The 16,503-nt window shown below is 36.1% G+C and carries 11 protein-coding genes and 1 pseudogene; 7 read left to right on the top strand and 5 right to left on the bottom strand.

The annotated features are described in order from the left end of the window. Positions 1–76 precede the first annotated feature (76 nt). Positions 77–1,080 (bottom strand): annotated as a pseudogene (locus IGI86_RS13195) (ISL3 family transposase); the annotation flags it as partial. Positions 1,081–1,431: 351 nt separating this feature from the next. Here IGI86_RS13195 and IGI86_RS13190 point away from each other — a divergent pair. Further along, complete coding sequence (locus IGI86_RS13190) at positions 1,432–2,799, top strand: peptidoglycan DD-metalloendopeptidase family protein (RefSeq protein WP_430617378.1); 1,368 nt, start codon at positions 1,432–1,434, stop codon at positions 2,797–2,799. Between the two features lie 101 nt (positions 2,800–2,900). Here the strand turns inward: IGI86_RS13190 and IGI86_RS13185 are convergent, their stop codons facing one another. From IGI86_RS13185 to IGI86_RS13175, 3 genes are all read right to left on the bottom strand, one after another. Next, positions 2,901–4,196 (bottom strand): ISL3 family transposase, encoded by a 1,296-nt coding sequence (locus tag IGI86_RS13185; RefSeq protein WP_430617376.1) that lies wholly within the window; start codon positions 4,194–4,196, stop codon positions 2,901–2,903. Positions 4,197–4,437: 241 nt separating this feature from the next. Then, positions 4,438–5,274: an IS3 family transposase gene (locus tag IGI86_RS13180; protein WP_430617952.1), complete on the bottom strand. Its 837-nt coding sequence runs from the start codon at positions 5,272–5,274 to the stop codon at positions 4,438–4,440. 35 nt (positions 5,275–5,309) lie between these two features. After that, positions 5,310–6,005, bottom strand: coding sequence for a transposase (locus IGI86_RS13175; protein WP_430617375.1), 696 nt, complete (start codon positions 6,003–6,005; stop codon positions 5,310–5,312). 672 nt (positions 6,006–6,677) lie between these two features. Here IGI86_RS13175 and IGI86_RS13170 point away from each other — a divergent pair. Next, positions 6,678–7,775: a DUF871 domain-containing protein gene (locus IGI86_RS13170; protein WP_430617374.1), complete on the top strand. Its 1,098-nt coding sequence runs from the start codon at positions 6,678–6,680 to the stop codon at positions 7,773–7,775. 3 nt (positions 7,776–7,778) lie between these two features. Further along, positions 7,779–9,632 (top strand): beta-glucoside-specific PTS transporter subunit IIABC, encoded by a 1,854-nt coding sequence (locus tag IGI86_RS13165; RefSeq protein WP_430617373.1) that lies wholly within the window; start codon positions 7,779–7,781, stop codon positions 9,630–9,632. 69 nt (positions 9,633–9,701) lie between these two features. Here IGI86_RS13165 and IGI86_RS13160 read toward each other — a convergent pair whose 3' ends face one another. Beyond that, entirely contained in the window at positions 9,702–11,147 is a 1,446-nt protein-coding gene (locus IGI86_RS13160) for a helix-turn-helix domain-containing protein (protein WP_430617372.1), read from the bottom strand. Between the two features lie 838 nt (positions 11,148–11,985). Between IGI86_RS13160 and IGI86_RS13155 the strand changes: the two genes are divergently transcribed. The 4 genes from IGI86_RS13155 to IGI86_RS13140 are packed head-to-tail and all read left to right on the top strand — an operon-like array spanning position 11,986 to position 16,501. After that, positions 11,986–14,406, top strand: a complete 2,421-nt coding sequence (locus tag IGI86_RS13155; protein WP_430617371.1) for a hypothetical protein — start codon at positions 11,986–11,988, stop codon at positions 14,404–14,406. Positions 14,407–14,425: 19 nt separating this feature from the next. Next, positions 14,426–15,334 (top strand): carbohydrate ABC transporter permease, encoded by a 909-nt coding sequence (locus IGI86_RS13150; protein WP_430617370.1) that lies wholly within the window; start codon positions 14,426–14,428, stop codon positions 15,332–15,334. Then, entirely contained in the window at positions 15,327–16,160 is an 834-nt protein-coding gene (locus IGI86_RS13145; RefSeq protein ID WP_087628042.1) for a carbohydrate ABC transporter permease, read from the top strand. The genes IGI86_RS13150 and IGI86_RS13145 overlap by 8 nt, the downstream gene beginning before the upstream one ends. 14 nt (positions 16,161–16,174) lie before the next feature. Further along, positions 16,175–16,501 (top strand): cupin domain-containing protein, encoded by a 327-nt coding sequence (locus IGI86_RS13140; RefSeq protein ID WP_087628041.1) that lies wholly within the window; start codon positions 16,175–16,177, stop codon positions 16,499–16,501. Positions 16,502–16,503 lie beyond the last annotated feature (2 nt).

Below are 16,503 nucleotides of genomic sequence, written 5' to 3'. Positions count from 1 at the left end.
TAATACTAACCCACAGCGCTTATAGTCAGTATACCAATACTAATGAAAGGAAAGTATATTTAACTGACTGATTTAAATATACAAGGAGCTGACAAGTCTCGTAAGCCCTTGTTAATTGCTCGTCATAACTCAAAAGTTCATCGACGATCGCTTTTTGCGTCATTGGTCTACGAAAGGATCGATCATATTGATAATTGGAACTATCCAGATCATAGGCATGCTTAAGGAGTAATTTCCAGAATCGCTTCAATCGTCGATACTTTGTCGGTTCCGTTTTTTGAAAGCTGTTCATTGTTTAATTCGCAACTGGTTTAACGCAAGAGTGATTTGTTGGACAATGTGAAAGCGATCGGTCACGATTTTTGCGTTTGGGAAGACCGCCTTTACAAGTTCAAAATAAGGGGCATTCATATCCATCACGACGTATTTCACGTTCGCTCGTGCTTTTCGGGTGAATTTAAGGAAATATGGTTTTAAGAATGCAAGGCGACGATTCTCCAATACACCGATCAATTGTTGGGTCTGCCCATTCATAAAGACAAAACTCATTTTTCCGCTGCAGGACTTCATTGATTTGAACTCATCAAAACAAAGGACCGAAGGTAACGTATCAAAACGAGGATGATACGTTTTTAAACAGGTGTGTAGGACACGCAGAACGGTTACATCAGAGACAAAATAGCGATCGGCAATTTCTTTTCTTGTTGTAATCTTGACCAGCTCCAAGGCGATTTGAACCTTTAATTCTTTTGGAACATAGCAGTTTTCATCCACCAATTTTGTCTGAGCATTGAATGTCGACTGACATTCTTTACAGTTAAAGCGTGTACGTACCAAGCGTAATTCTGTTTTTGTTGCTCGATAAGGCAAAAGTTGGACTTTTGTTTTGTGTGAGCCATTCTTGATGATTTGTTCTTCATTTTTGATGCCGCATTTACAGCAATGGCTTTTTATATAGCTAAGTTTGGCATGAATAAGATTGGTGCGAACCCCCTCTTCTTCTATAGTCTCTAACCATTCTTCTTAGAAGAATAAATTTTCATCTGTTAAACCTAACAATTTTCTAGTACAATGATCCATGGAGATATCCTTTCTTGGTGTAGTTTTGTTTTAGTCGACTAAATTTTACTAGTTAGGCTATATTTTTTACAAAAAAAGTGTCAGTAGAAAATCCATAGATTTTCCACCAACGCTAAATATTGTGGAACCTACTATTTTTGACAACTATGAGTATTGCTGGTAAATTCAAATTATTTCGTGAAAAACAGCAAGAATATATACAGAAATTAAATTTTTAAAGTTATTGATAAAATAGGTTAGAAAGTGGTTGAGATTATCATTTTTTCATATTTTCATATTAAAGCGGAAAAGTTGACTACACATCGCCTTTTATCTTCGGTATGATAAGAGAGAAAAAAGGAGGATTATTTAGTGAAACAATCAAAAAAATGGATTGCACTTGCACTGGTCTGTAGCCAGTTTTTAACGACTATCCCAGCTTCAGCTGCACTTGTTGGTCCAGAGGACACCACAGAATCAATACCACCCGAAGAACAATCACCGGCTACTCCTGAAGACCAGGAGTCACAACCAAGTGAACCCCCTGAAGAAGCACCAACCGAGACGGTGAACCCTCCTGTTGAAGAAGGTCCTGCTGTTCCGGAAGTTCCGGAAGAAATACCAGAGGAATCTACTACCGAGCCGAAACCAGAAGATCCGGCACCGATTGACCCGCCAAAAGAAGAAACAAAACCAGCACCAACACCACAGTCGGATCAATCAACGAATCAGGAAGCAACGTCGGAGACCGTGCAACCAGCGCCTGTTGAAAATCAATGTTCGACTTTACCAGAGCTAACAGAAAGCACGCCAGCTGAATCCAATCAATCGACGGGCATTGAAATCACTCCTGTCAGGGAAACGTGGGATTTCATTAAAGAAATTGGCGAAGATGCACGAAAAATCGGTTTAGAAGAAGACCTCTACGGCTCGATTATGATCGCCCAAGCGATTCTTGAATCTGCCAGCGGTCAAAGTAAGTTAAGCCAAGCTCCGTACCATAACCTCTTTGGGATCAAAGGGAAGTACGAAGGAAAGGGCGTTACCTTCAAAACACAAGAAGATGATGGATCAGGGAATCTGTATACGATCGATGCAACGTTCCGCCAGTATGAAGATTACGAAGCGAACATCAAAGATTATGCGAAGCTTTTAAAAGAGGGCTTAGCGCATGATAATGACTTTTATAAAGGTACCTGGAAGTCAGAAACGGAATCCTATGAAGACGCAACAGAATTTCTAACAGGCCGTTATGCGACGGACATACAATATGGCGAGAAGTTAAACGCCTTAATTGAAGCCTACGCATTGACTAGCTATGATAAAGAAAAAGCTGAATTACCAGAAGGCAATGATGAGATGATCTACCCTGTGTCGAATCCAGTCGTTTCCTCGTCCTTTGGCCCACGTGGGGGAGGATTTCATCGAGGCGTCGATTTTGCGGCATCACTAGGTACACCCATTTCCGCCAGCCTTGCAGGGACCGTGATTCGCTCGGAATACCATGCGTCATGGGGAAATTACGTTGCCATTGAACATGAGAACGGGCTAACAACACTCTATGCCCACAATAACCAAAATTTAGTGACGGTTGGTCAAACCGTTGAACAAGGCGAAATCATTGCTTCCATGGGCAGCACCGGAAATAGTACCGGTCCTCACTTGCATTTTGAAGTTAGTTTGTCGCCAAGCTTGGCACAAGATCAGTTGATCGATCCTATGACTGTCTTGCCAAAATAAGCGTTACCCAAAAGAAAGTGGCTCTTTGTCAATAAGGACTGATGAGTTGCGTAAAATCAAATCTGGGTCAGAATGAACCACATTCTGGCTCAGATTTTTTGTTATCTTACTTTGATTAATTGATTGATCAAAAAGATTCTAATTCTCATGTTCTCGAATGATTTAAATCCGTAGGATACTCGTTTCATTGTCTTTATGTGGGTATTCTTCGCTTCTATTCTTCCATTGGAATAAGGATAGATCATTGCGTTGGTGATGCCTTCTTCATGGATAAGAAGGTTTTGAAGCTTTTCCCGAAAGCTGTCATCTAACGTTTCGGGAAGTTCTGCCAATAAGGAGAAAAATAAGTCAGGGTCTTTGTCTCGAAAGGCTTCAACTAATTCATGAAAAAAGGGATACGCCTCCTTTAGGGGCGCAGAAAACTCAAGCAATCGATCAATCATCATTGCTTCAGTAAGAAATGGGTATTTTGGTGCTCGGAAATTTTTCCATGTTTTGTATTCATAATGGTTGATGTTTGCACGATTTTTTAACAAAAAGTGCCAGTTCTTTTTCAGTTTTTCTGCCTGGCTTTTCTGTCCGGCTTTACGAAGTTCATTCATTTCACGGATACGCAACTCATTGAACGCTTGATTCATGTGTTTGACAATATGAAACCGATCAATCACTATTTTCGCTTTTGGCAGAACACGTTTGGTGAGCTGGAAGTAGGCGGCGTTCATGTCTGTCACCAAGAATTCTACTTCTTCTGGATTGGTACAACCTAAGAAATAGCTTGTTAATCGAGGTAATTTACGCGTAGGCAAAACATCTATTAATTTTCCTGTTTCGCCATCTGCGCAAATAAAGCTCATTTTATCTTCTATGGAAGCATGCGAACGAAATTCATCAACCATCAATACTCTGGGGAGAATCTTCTTAGATTGCTTTGGTAAATAGCTTTTAAACTCTTTCAATGTACGAATAACGGTGGTCAAAGATACCTGACAGCTTTTCGCAATAAAAGATAAAGATACTTTTTCAGTCAGTAAAGAAGCAATTTTATATCTAACATGATTTGCGATTGAATGTCTAGGTTGGACAAAATAACTTTGAGCAGTCCAATGGGTTCGACAGTTTTTACAGGTATAGCGCTGCTTTTTTAGGCGCATAACCAAAGGCATATGATTGTATTGTTCAAAACGGACAATCGTTTCCTTTTTTCCATTTTTCACTATAATTGCTTTCCCGTTTCCATCTACCACAGTAGAACCACAACTTCTACAAGCATGAGGAGCAGGCGAGAGAACAGCATCGACGACCAACTTCTTTTTCTTCTGAAGGGTCTCGTAAGAGACCTCTGTAATCATCAAATCTTTCTCTATTATTCTCAGCATTTTTTTGATAGAATCATTCATATAGCATATCGTCCTCTCAGTTGTTTATTTTGTGGTGATTTAATCATACTAGAGAACGATATGTTTTTTAATATCTAAAATGAAAATGGGACTGAAGAATCAATTCTGATTCATCAGTCCCATAAATTATAGAGCCAATTTTTTAGAGTGTTCAGAAAATGATGAAGTGCTCCCCGTCAAGTAGACAGCTAAAAAACAAAAGTAAAATTATTCAGGAATCGAGTTGCTTGATTCCTGTTTTTTATACCGCTAGCTTTCTAAACTCGTTTGGTGCTAGTTCGTTCAACACTTCCGAATAGCGATAGTTATTGTAATAGCACATATAACTACGCACAGATTTCTTTAACTCCTCAAAGTTCTGATAGCACTCTTGATAGAACTTCTCTTCTTTAAATGTGCCCCAAAAATGTTCGATCGGTTGATTATCCAGGCAGCGACCGACTCGGGACATGCTTTTAATGAACTTATATTTTGCTTCAAGTGACTTATAGTCATAAGAGGTGTATTGAAACCCGCGATCACTTTGAAGAAGCGGTCTTGCGCTAGGGTTCTTACACATGGCTTTTTTAACAGTATCCATGACAAGTGAATTATTATTGGAATGACCGAGCGCCCAAGAAACAATCGAATGATCATAAAGATCGATGATGGCACTCAAATAAGCCTTTCGACCATTACCGTATTCCAATTCAGTAATATCCGTACACCATTTTTGATTGGGCTTCTCAGCGGTAAATTTCCGATTTAATACTTTTTCAGCAACGTGTGCTTCCGTTGCTTTTATATAGGTCGGACGCTTTTTCTTGATCACTGCTTTGATTCCCAGTACTTTCATTAATCGGTAATAACGCTTCCGAGAATAGTGCTTCTTAAGTTTTATATTGAGCTGCATTCGAATTTGTCGATAACCGATCGCGCCTTTTTTACTGTCGTATTTCTTTTTTATCTCTTTGGCTAGTTTTCTGTTTTCAAGTTCCTTTTTGGAAGGTTGCCACTTTAACCATTTATAGTAAGAAGAGCGTGCAATCCCAGCTAATTGACAGAGAGGAGTGATTGAATAGTGTTTTTCTTCATGCAGTTCTGAAATCGCTTAGTAGAGTTCAACGTTTCTCACTAACGTGAGGGTCGATTTCGTCGTTGAATCTCTTGTAACTTTTTTGCGAAGTCATTCTCCATTTCTAAATGCCTGTTTCGTGCTTCTAGTTCTTTTATTCTTAATTTTAGCCGTTCCTCTTCGGTTAAGAACTCACTTGATCTGTTTCGTCCACGGTTGTCTTTTAGTGCTTCTTCTCCGTGTCGTTGGTATTTTTTTACCCAAGAATACACTTGTTGGTATGAAACATCATATTTTTCAATCGCTTGCGCGTAATTCAGTTCGTTAGCGATTGTATATTGAACAATCTCAATGCGTTCTTGATAGGTCGTTTTACGTCCGTTTATCATGGTTTTGGGTACACTGCCTTTACTCGTAGATTTTAGCATTTCCCCATTAGTATAGCTTGAAATCCATTTTCTTAAAATAGTAGTCGAAGAAAGTTGAAACACTACTGTTGCCTGCCGAAGAGATAGCTCTTCATTTATGACTGCTAGAACAGCGTTCCGTTTTAGATCACTCGTGTACCGTTTCCACGTTGTAGATTTTTTTAGTCCCTCGATTCCGTCATCATTATATTTACGAATCCAATCTTTTGTTGTCGCCCATGAAAGGGAATGCTTCTTGGCGATACTGTTCAAGCTATGGTGTCCATTCATCACTTCTGAAATAACTTGATATTTTTCTTCTGGAGAATAAAGGCTTTTCTTAGACATGCAAAAACTCCCTATAAAGTAGATTTGGAATTTTTGTTTTTTCTTTGTCTACTTTATAGGGAGCATATCATGACTTGTCTTCTGGGCACTCTTTTTTTATCAAATTTCTATGAAAATTATTCTATATCGTGTACAGAGATCTATAACAAAACCCATGTTAAGTCAAAATAGGAGATGATGAATTTTAGTATAATTAGTTTAAGAGTTCAGAAACTTAGAAGTTTTTGATTCTCTTTAATCGCCACTGTATTTTATATTTTTAGCAACACGATTAATGAGGCTAAGAAAAATATTAATTAATACTAGATTAACTAATTTTCGTTATATTTATTCGAATAGGTAAGTCGTTAATAACCAGACTTCGAATAGTGAGTAACGTTTTGTATTATATTTTGATAAATGTAAGCCTTCTTCTTTTTCTGTGGTAATTTATTAATTAACTGATTTTTTCAATTATATAGAGAAAGTACTACATCTAATTGATCTTTTAAGGTAGGAAATTTAAACTAGTTTACATTTTTATATATATACATCAATAAAGATAGATAAATATCGAGTTTCACCTTTCGTGGGTTCATTATTTGCCTAAAGCAATGCTATATATGACCTTGATAACAATACTTCATTAAAAGAAAATATAACTATAAAACTATTAAAAAGGGTGGCAAATTTATGACATTAGGAATTGCAATATATCCAGAAAAAACAACATTTGAAAGGGATAAAGAATATATTGATTTAGCGTATCGCTATGGGTATAGAAGAATATTTACTAGCTTGCTTGAATTATCTGGAGATGCAGATCAAGTAGTTACTAACTTTAAAAAGACGGTTCAATACGCAAGCGCAAAAGGTATGGAGGTAATGGTAGACATCAACCCTCAAATTTTTAATCAGCTGGGAATTAGCTATGACGATCTGTCTTTCTTTGCTGACTTAGGAGCTTTCGGAGTCCGTCTAGATGTTGGATTTACTGGTCGTGAGGAAGCTGAAATGACAAGAAATCCATATGGAATAAAAATCGAAGTGAATATGAGTTTAGGAACAAGCTATATTGACAACATACTATCTTTTTCGCCTAACAGAAAAAATTTATTAGGTTCCCATAATTTTTATCCAATGGAGTATTCTGGTTTATCAGAAGTTTTTTATAAGAACTGTTGTAAACAATTCAAAAACTATTCGCTTGAGACAGCAGCCTTTATAACAAGTAAACACGCGTTGCTAGGGCCATGGCCGTTGCAAGATGGTTTATGCACATTAGAGATGCACCGAAATCAGTCAATAAGAAGCCAAGCGCAGTATTATTCTTTAGATGATATGTTAGATACGATTATAATCGGTGATGCGTATGCTAGTGAAAATGAATTATCAGATGTTGCAGAAGTGTATTATTCCACCCATCCAACATTACAGATAATTTTTGCAGAAAATGTACTTCCTATTGAAAAGAAAATCGTACTAGATGAAATACATGGTTATCGAGGTGACATATCTGAATATTTAATGCGTTCTAGTTTACCAAGATTTAAGTACAAGAAAGCGGACATTCCAATGATGAGTTGCCCTTCTTTAAAGAAAGGCGATATTGTAATTGGAAACAATAACTTTGGACAATATAAAGGTGAAATGCATATCGTATTGGGAAATATAAACAATGAGAAACAACGTTGTAACTTAGTAGGTCATCTAACAGATGAATCAATTAAGCTTTTATCATCAGTGAAACCATGGTCCAAATTCAAGGTAATCGAAGAGAAGGGGAGGTAGAAGATGAAAAAGAATGAATTAGCTCAAGATATTTTAGAAGGTGTCGGTGGAAAAAGCAATGTGAAAGATGTTTTTCATTGTGCAACAAGATTGCGTTTTCATTTAAGAGATACCACTAAGGCCAATACATCAGATTTAAAAAAGTTATCGGGGGTTATTCAAATTGTACAAAGTGGTGGTCAATATCAAATTGTTATTGGTAACACAGTAGGCACAGTTTATGAGGATTTACTAGAAGTTATGGGAGAGGTTCCAGATAAAGGTGGAGATGAAAAATCTGAACAAGGCTTAGGGGCTCGATTGATTAGCATTGTTTCTGCCATCTTCACACCTTTTTTAGGTGTGCTAGCTGGAACAGGGGTTTTAAAAGGAATTTTAAGCTTAGGTGTTTTTCTAATGCCAGAATTTCAAAGTACTGGGACCTATGTCATTTTGAATGCTGCTGGGGATGCATTTTTTCGTTTTCTTCCCATAGCTATAGCTTTTACAGCTGCAAAAAAACTAAATACTAATCAGTATTTAGCAATGGCGATGGCAATGGCAATGGTTTATCCCATAGAAAATTCAGATGCACTGAACTTTTTAGGTATACCTGTTATTTATGGTGCCGGCTATACATCTACAGTTTTTCCTATAATAATGGCTGTTTTTATTTTAAAGTATATTGAAGGTTTTTTTAAAAAAATCATGCCGTCATTTTTAATTTTTGGTGTATCACTATGCTCATTAATCATTATGGTTCCATTAACGTATACTTTCATTGGTCCTTTAGGGACGATTATAGGTTCTCTTTTAAGTAATGGTGTTACTGGTCTCTACTCTTTTAGTCCTTTACTAACTGGATTAATTATGGGGGGATTGTGGCAGGTTTTAGTAATTTTTGGTATGCATTGGGGTATTGTTCCTATTATTTTACTCAACTTGGGAACTAATGGTTTTGACTCGTTTCTTCCAATGGCAATAGCCGGCGTTATGGCTCAATCAGGTGCTTCTTTAGGTGTGTTTTTAAGGACAAGAGATGCTAGATTAAAAGGATTATCTCTATCTAGTGCCTTAACAGCTGTTTTTGGTATAACGGAACCAGCAGTGTATGGTGTAACATTACCATTAAAAAAACCATTTATTTATGCATCTATAGGTGGCGCCATTGGTGGTGCGTATATCGCATTGATGGGAGTTAAAACATTTGCTTTTAGTACAAGTATTTTAGCTCTACCTAACATGATAGGTAGAAATGGAATTACCTCAAGTGCAGTTCAAGGGATGATTGGTTTGGGCGTTGCATTTGTTGTGGCAATGATCCTAACAGTAGTTCTTGGATTTGATGATAAGAAAGAAATTAAAGATTTTCAAGAGTTAGATGAAAAAAGCAATACTAAGCAAGTCAAAAAAGCTGAAGATACTGAAGGAATCATATCTTCACCGATATCAGGGGAAATAATCCCACTAACGGCAATTGATGATCCAGCTTTTTCCTCGGGTGCGATGGGAAAAGGCGTTGCTATCTTACCTAATGATAATTTAGTCATAGCACCAGTTAGTGGAAAAGTAACTTTACTATTTCCTACAAATCATGCAATTGGTATTTTAACTGATGATGGAATAGAGATTCTCATTCATATAGGTATGGACACAGTTGAATTGAAAGGTGAAGGATTTGTACCATTTGTTAAACAAGGGGAATATATCCATAAGGGACAGAAATTGATTCAATTTGATCCAGACGTGATTTCTAAACATGAGAAAAGTACTGTGACTGTGGTTGTTATAACAAACTCTAATCAATACTCAGGTGTAGAAGCAACAAAAACGAATGAGATAAAACAAGGAATGGATTTGTTAGAGATTACTAAATAGTTTCTCAGAATCTGGATAAATTTTAAGAAATACAACTCTAAAAACATTTCTATTTTTAGAGTTGTATTTTTACTCAGAAGCTATTTTTTGTATAAGAAAGTTTAAATTTTTCCAATTTCGATCACTAAAATAATCTGAAAAGCAAATGACGTTATGAATGTAGTCATCCACATTTGTTAACGTGGTTACTAAAATACTTGATTTTTCAATAATTAATTCCTCAGCATCCATCATTACATGGCATTTAATATTATAACGACAATATTGTTGAATTTCTTTTTTTATAAATAAGGCGTGCTCCAAATCAGTATCGACATGAATGTAAACATTCACGCATTTTTCTATTTTTGATAGCTGATCATATAATTCATACCAATGAGTAAGAAGGATGTAAAGTAATTCTTGTTGTTCATCAACAGATAGTGGAGTTTCAGATAATTTGAGTAGATAAGGGGTGAAGAAATTTCTAACAGCTGGATACTTTGCTGATAGATGTTTTAAAAAAATCTCTCTTCGATTATAAAGAATAAACGTATAATAATTTCTCAGATTTAAAACATTCATAAAATCTCGTAAAAGCATTTCTTTTGTTGATATAGGTAAGCAAATATCCAACTTTACTGCTATATCTTCGAGGACTTGTTCAATCCTTAAGTATGTATTTTGAAGTACGGGGTCACATTCCAGCCTTTTAAACATCTGATTGTTTGAATAGAAATATAAATTATTGTTTACAGGATAGAGCATATCATTGATATTTTCTAGATTTAATGGAATTCCAAATAAAAAATAGAATTGTTTACAGAATTCTTTATTTTCAATTAATGAACAGCTATTAAATTTGGTCATCTTTGGTTGGACGCGATGTCCATATTTTATCCTAATAGAATTGATATACATCCATCGCATGTATTTAGTTATCTGATTCCTGTAGATCTTAACACCTAACTCCTGGAAAAGTTTAATTACTAAAGTACGTAAAGTATAGGCTTCTTCGCCGGTCAAAAATTCCAGATCAGAATATTTTTCACCGTAAAAACAGCTAAGAAATTGTCTGATTTTTTTTTCGTTACCAGAAAGTATATTTTTACCAGATGTGATTGATAGATTATCTGGTTTTAAAATACGATTTACTCGATTAATTGATCGTTTAATAGTGGATAAACTAGTAAAGAAAACATCTGAAAGATCTTCACTACTTTGACCACCATCAAAAAAAATTTGTTGTATTATCGAAAGTTCTAAGCTTCTATTGTAAATCTCTTTGTAAACACAGCGAAAAGATTTATTGTTCGGAATTTCAAGAGTAATACCTCTATTGGTAGAAATAATTTTGGTGTCTAAATTATAGTCGTTAAATTCAATAATATAAGAAGAAATTGTGCGGATAGGTATGTTTAGCTTAATGCTTAAATTTCTGATTGAGATATTTGAACGATTTCTATTAAGTTCTTCGAGAAACGTCATCATTTTCAAATCATGATTTGATAATAAAAACTTCATTTTATTGCTCATAGTTCTCTCCTTAAATTTATATAAGCATAAATTGGAGTCTATACTTAAATTATAGAAAAAATATCATTAATATTATATCACGTAATATTATTTCATATTACCTAAGATAAATAAAAAATATGTATGATTTTATTATAAATTAGATTACTGAAATAGTTTAATTACATAATATTTTCTATATATATATATATATATAGATTTATGGCATATACAACTATAGAAAATAAGGTGTGATTCTAGTTTTTTTGAATGTAAATAATTAGGAAATACATCAAGTATTTAGGAATATATGAACTTTTTCTGACACATTATTTCGGAAATTATATTGTACAATGTATAGAATGTTTAGGAAAAAAATCTACATACAATTAATATTTGAGTTAATGAAATTCAGAGTAACTCTTTCAAAATTTAAGAAGTTAAAATGTTTTGAGCCTTTATTAATTGCTCAACCTATAGCTCCTTCCGCATTTTTCTTAATATAAAATATAAAGTCAGTTAGACATAAAATAAGAGGACGACAGGGGATGTTACAATATCCATCATCGAGGTTTCCCAATAACGTGAGAGATAGATAATTAATGACGTAAAGTATTATTGTAAATTTCCTCCATTTGAAGACACACTGTGACCACTGTCATAAAGGTGTATAGGGAAGACATTAATTTTTCTTTGGTAAAATTTTTTTACAAAAATTAATTCGCTAAAATCGTTGACAACGCTTACACAGAATGATACAGTTTACCCAACAAATATAAACCGGTTTAGTTGATGGTGAGGATCTTCCTAAATTTTTTTATTAATTGATAAACCGGTTTAGTAAATAGGAGGTACAGTAGTGTACAAAAAAGAATTTAGCGTTGTTCCAAATGAGTTTTTCACAGAATTCATGCGCTCGGAAATTCAATTTGAAGAGTACAGCAGTGATAAAAAAACTTTTTCTAACAAGCTAAGAGCAAGTCCCTACGAGCATGAATATCATATTTCTTATCCATGTCGGGAAAAATTTATTCAGGAGCAGCCGATTCGAGAGGCTGATTATCCAGATGTAACCACAGATCAATTAGTGGAGACTTTTGAAGATACAAGAGTGACATTTTCCTCATTTATGACGAATCCCACGTATATGAAAGTTGTTATGAGGGTATTTGTAACTGTAGGATCAGCAGTTACACTTCCGTTTTTATTAGAGACGTATGGGGGCTTGAAGATTTGGGTAAACGGCAATGAACAAGTTTCATTTCTTTCATATCTTCGTAATACGCCTATTAAGCAAGAGGTAGAGCTAACGTTTGGTGAAGGAGAAAATGAGATCGTTGTTTTGTTGGATGATTTAGGTGAACGAGATGTTAATTTCGGTTTTTCAATGAAAAATACGAGCGAGCAAATGATCAATGGCTTTTGTCTTTTGCCTTTCCCGAGCGATGAAGCACAAAAAGCCAAACAATTGTTGAACTCCATATACTTTGCCAAAGATTATTACACAGAGGGTGAGATTGCGTTTTATGCAAAAGCTCAGAGAGATAGTCAATTACGGGTCCGCTTCAATCCTTTAGTAAATCGGCCCAAAACAAAGATGCAAGATGGCAATATCACAGAATTTACTAACCAAGACAGATACATCGAGATTCAAGCAACAAACGAACAATACAGTATAGGAAATGTATCTGATTATCAATTTGCTAGTACTACAAAAGTAGAATTTGGGGTTAGGTTATCTGACGGTCAATATTTAACAAGAATCATTCCAATCGCTATCTATCATCAAGAAAAATATGAAAATACGATTACCTCAAATACATTGGATGGTCGAAAAAAGGAAGCGCTCACTTATTATGCAGGATTGTCGTTAGATGATATCAATGTTGGATTGTGCCGCTTGCTTCTAGACGAGATTTCGCCAGCAGATGAATTGTTTGATCAACCAGGATTTACTAGTGGACTTAGTTTGATTGAACATAAAGGGGATTGTGCAGACTTCGTTTTTGTCCCGCTACTGATGTTTTATCAACGGTTTCCAGAGAAGGTTCCTGACTTGTTAGCACAAAAAATCAAGGAACTCAGCTTAAATTTTCGTTATTGGATCGATGAGCCAGGTAATGACGTAATGTGGTATTTCAGTGAAAATCATGCCTTACTTTTCCATATCGCTCAATATCTCGCTGGAAATTTGTTTCCAAATGACATTTTTGTCGTGAGCGGTAGGACAGGAGAAGAGCAAGCCGAATTAGGAAAAAAACGGATCGAACAATGGTTTGAGCACTTCTTGCGTTATGGATTAGCGGAATGGAATTCTGTAACGTATATCCCCATTGATTTCATTGGCTTTTTCGCATTATATATTGGGGCGCCTGATGAAGAAATCAAAGCTTTAGCGAAACAAGCATTAGATTCAACCTTTGAATTGGTTTCAATCAATAGTTTCCAACAAATTTATGCTTCAACGTACGGGCGCGTTTATGAACACAATCTAAAATCCATTGCGATGAATGAGATCGGTGCTTTAACAAAAATTGCTTATGGAATCGGACACTTTAGTGATGCATTACGAGCAGCAGCATTATTTTCCTTATCTGACTATGTGCCACCTGCCAATTTACAAGAAAACTTCGCACCCCAAAATCATTTGATCGCAAGATATAGACAAGGCATTAACGAAGCTGAAACCTATTTATACAAAACCCCCCAGTATTCGATGGTGAGTTGCCAAGATTATCATTTTCAAAAGCAGGGGTATCAGCAACATATGATGAACATCACATTAGATACCTGTCAATCCGCTATCTGGATCAATCATCCTGGAGAATACAAGTATAGTGGTGAAAATCGCCCGAGCTATTGGGCAGGAAATGGGTCCCTCCCTAGAATTTATCAAGAAAAGAATAGAATGGTCATGCGCTATTCTATTCCAGAAGAAGAGATCCCCTTCATCCACTTGTACTATCCTTATTGGGAGTTTACTTTTTCTATCCAAAAGGACCATTGGCTGTACTTCGGGAACCAAACAAGTGCTTGTCTGATCTATTTTTCAGAGGTACCGAAGTTAACCAAAGAAGGAGCAAATGCTTATCGGGAGTATATCGTTTCTGGAACAGATCATTTTGTTTTTGTAAAATGCATGGCACGTAAACCCAATGACCCGATTGATATCGATCAACAACTAAAGGAGCTCAAGATAACCAAAGAGAATGGTTTTCAGGTGCAGGATGCAGAAGTAGCATTCTCTTTGATCAATGAAAAACTTTTAATCAAACAATAACATTAAAGAGGTGAAAGAAGTGCAAGAAAAGCAAGTTAACATAAAGAAGCGCAAGCAAAGTAAAAAATTTCATTACTCGTTTTGGTTATTCATTCTCCCCTGTGCCTTGTTGTTTCTATTGTTTTTTATTGTTCCATTGGCTTTAAACTTCTTCTATTCATTTACGGACTATGATGGGTTTCGGCAAATGAATCAGATTGGCTTTGCAAATTATCAAGAACTGTTTCAAGACCGAGAGTTTTATCAAACACTTAGACGCACCTTCATCTATACCTTCATTTCATTGCCCTTTAAGGTTATTTTACCACTTGGTTTAGCGGTACTGATGGTATCTAAGGTAGTCCGCTTCAAGACATTGACGCGTGGATTGATTTATCTTCCTGTACTTCTATCTTCTCTCGTTGTTGGTTTAACAATGAATTGGATGTTTGGCGAGCAATATGGACTCGTAAACTTTTTATTGGAGCAATTGGGGTTTGCTCGTGTACAGTGGGCGACCAATCCTTTTTTTACAAAAATGCTGATCATTATCGCCAGTACTTGGGCGTCTACCGGTTTTTATATGCTGATTTACATTGGTGCTTTATCGGGGATCGATGAAGAAATCGATGAGGCAGCTTTGTTGGATGGAGCGACTGGCTGGAAGAAATTTTTCCATATCACCGTTCCATTGATTAAGCCTACTACATTTTTGGTTTCACTCTTAAGTATCATTAGTTTATTGAAGGAATATGCGCTGATTCAAGGGATCACCCAGGGGGGACCAGGGACTTCCACTACGTATATCGTTCAGTACATTTTGTCTGAAGGATTCGATAAGGCAAGATATGGGTATGCGAGTGCTGCCTCTGTGATCGTCATGATTATTTTCGCAGCTATCGCCTTTGTTCAATTTCGATTTAGTCGAGGAGGAGAAGTGAATGGATAAACAAGTGAAGCATCAAAAATGGTCTTTCCTTCAGACCACTGTCAGTTTAGCTGCAGGGATCTTGATCTTTTTCCCAGTACTATGGTTAATCATGAGCTCATTTAAGTCTTCCGGTGAATTGTTTTCCTATCCGTTAAGCTTTTTCCCAGAACAATTCTCGTTAGAAAATTACCAAAATGTGATTGAAAATGGTTTTTTTCAATATATCTACAATAGTTTCTTCATAGCGGTAGTTGGCACCTTGATCACTGTTGTGATTAATTCAATGTGCGGGTATGCTTTAGCGATCTATCGTAAGCAGTTGGGATATACCGGAATCGTATTTGGTGTTTTTTTACTAGGAACCTTAATTCCAAGCGAAGCTTTGATTATTTCTCAATTTACCGTTATTTCCTTTTTGGGCCTATACAATAGCTTGTTAGGGGTTATTTTACCTGTCGTCACCACAACAACTGGTATTTTTATGTATCGTCAATTCTTCATTGGTATCCCAGATTCCTTTTTAGAGGCAGCACGAATGGACGGGGCATCTGAGTTTCGCATTTTCATGAGTATCATGATTCCACTTGCTAAGCCTACGACGATCACCTTGATTATTTTTAGCTTTATGTGGCGTTGGAATGACTATATCTTGCCATTGCTCGTTTTGTCACGGCAAAATCGCTACACGATCCAGATTGCTATCAGAAATTATATTGGTGCTTGGAATACGGATTGGCAATCCATTTTAGCCGCTTCAGTGATTTCGATTATTCCTGTAGCGATCTTATACATTTTTTTACAAAAATATATTGTTGGAACGAATGTTTCATCAGGTAATAAATAGAAAAGGAAGAGATTATGACAGACAAAGATTATGAAAAAATTGATGAACACACAGCAAGAAAGGTTCTTGCCTACGGCGAACAGTTGATGGTCGTTGCTATTGCATTTAACGGTTCACCTGAAACACTGGAACTACATGATCATCCTCATGAGCAGATCACCTATGTACAGGAGGGGAGCTTTGAGTATGTGATTGAAGAAACGACCCAGATACTTCATGCAGGTGAAAGTATTTATGTGCGCCCTCATGCGAGACATGGTGCGCGGTGTATCTCAGGAAAAGGACATTTGATCGATGCGTTTAGCCCAATCAGGGAAGATTATTTGACAAAAGGAGAATGAAG

The organism is Enterococcus sp. AZ188, from assembly GCF_050544075.1.
Classification (GTDB): Bacteria; Bacillota; Bacilli; order Lactobacillales; family Enterococcaceae; genus Enterococcus_D; species Enterococcus_D entomosocium.
This window is presented reverse-complemented; position numbering and strand designations above follow the sequence as displayed.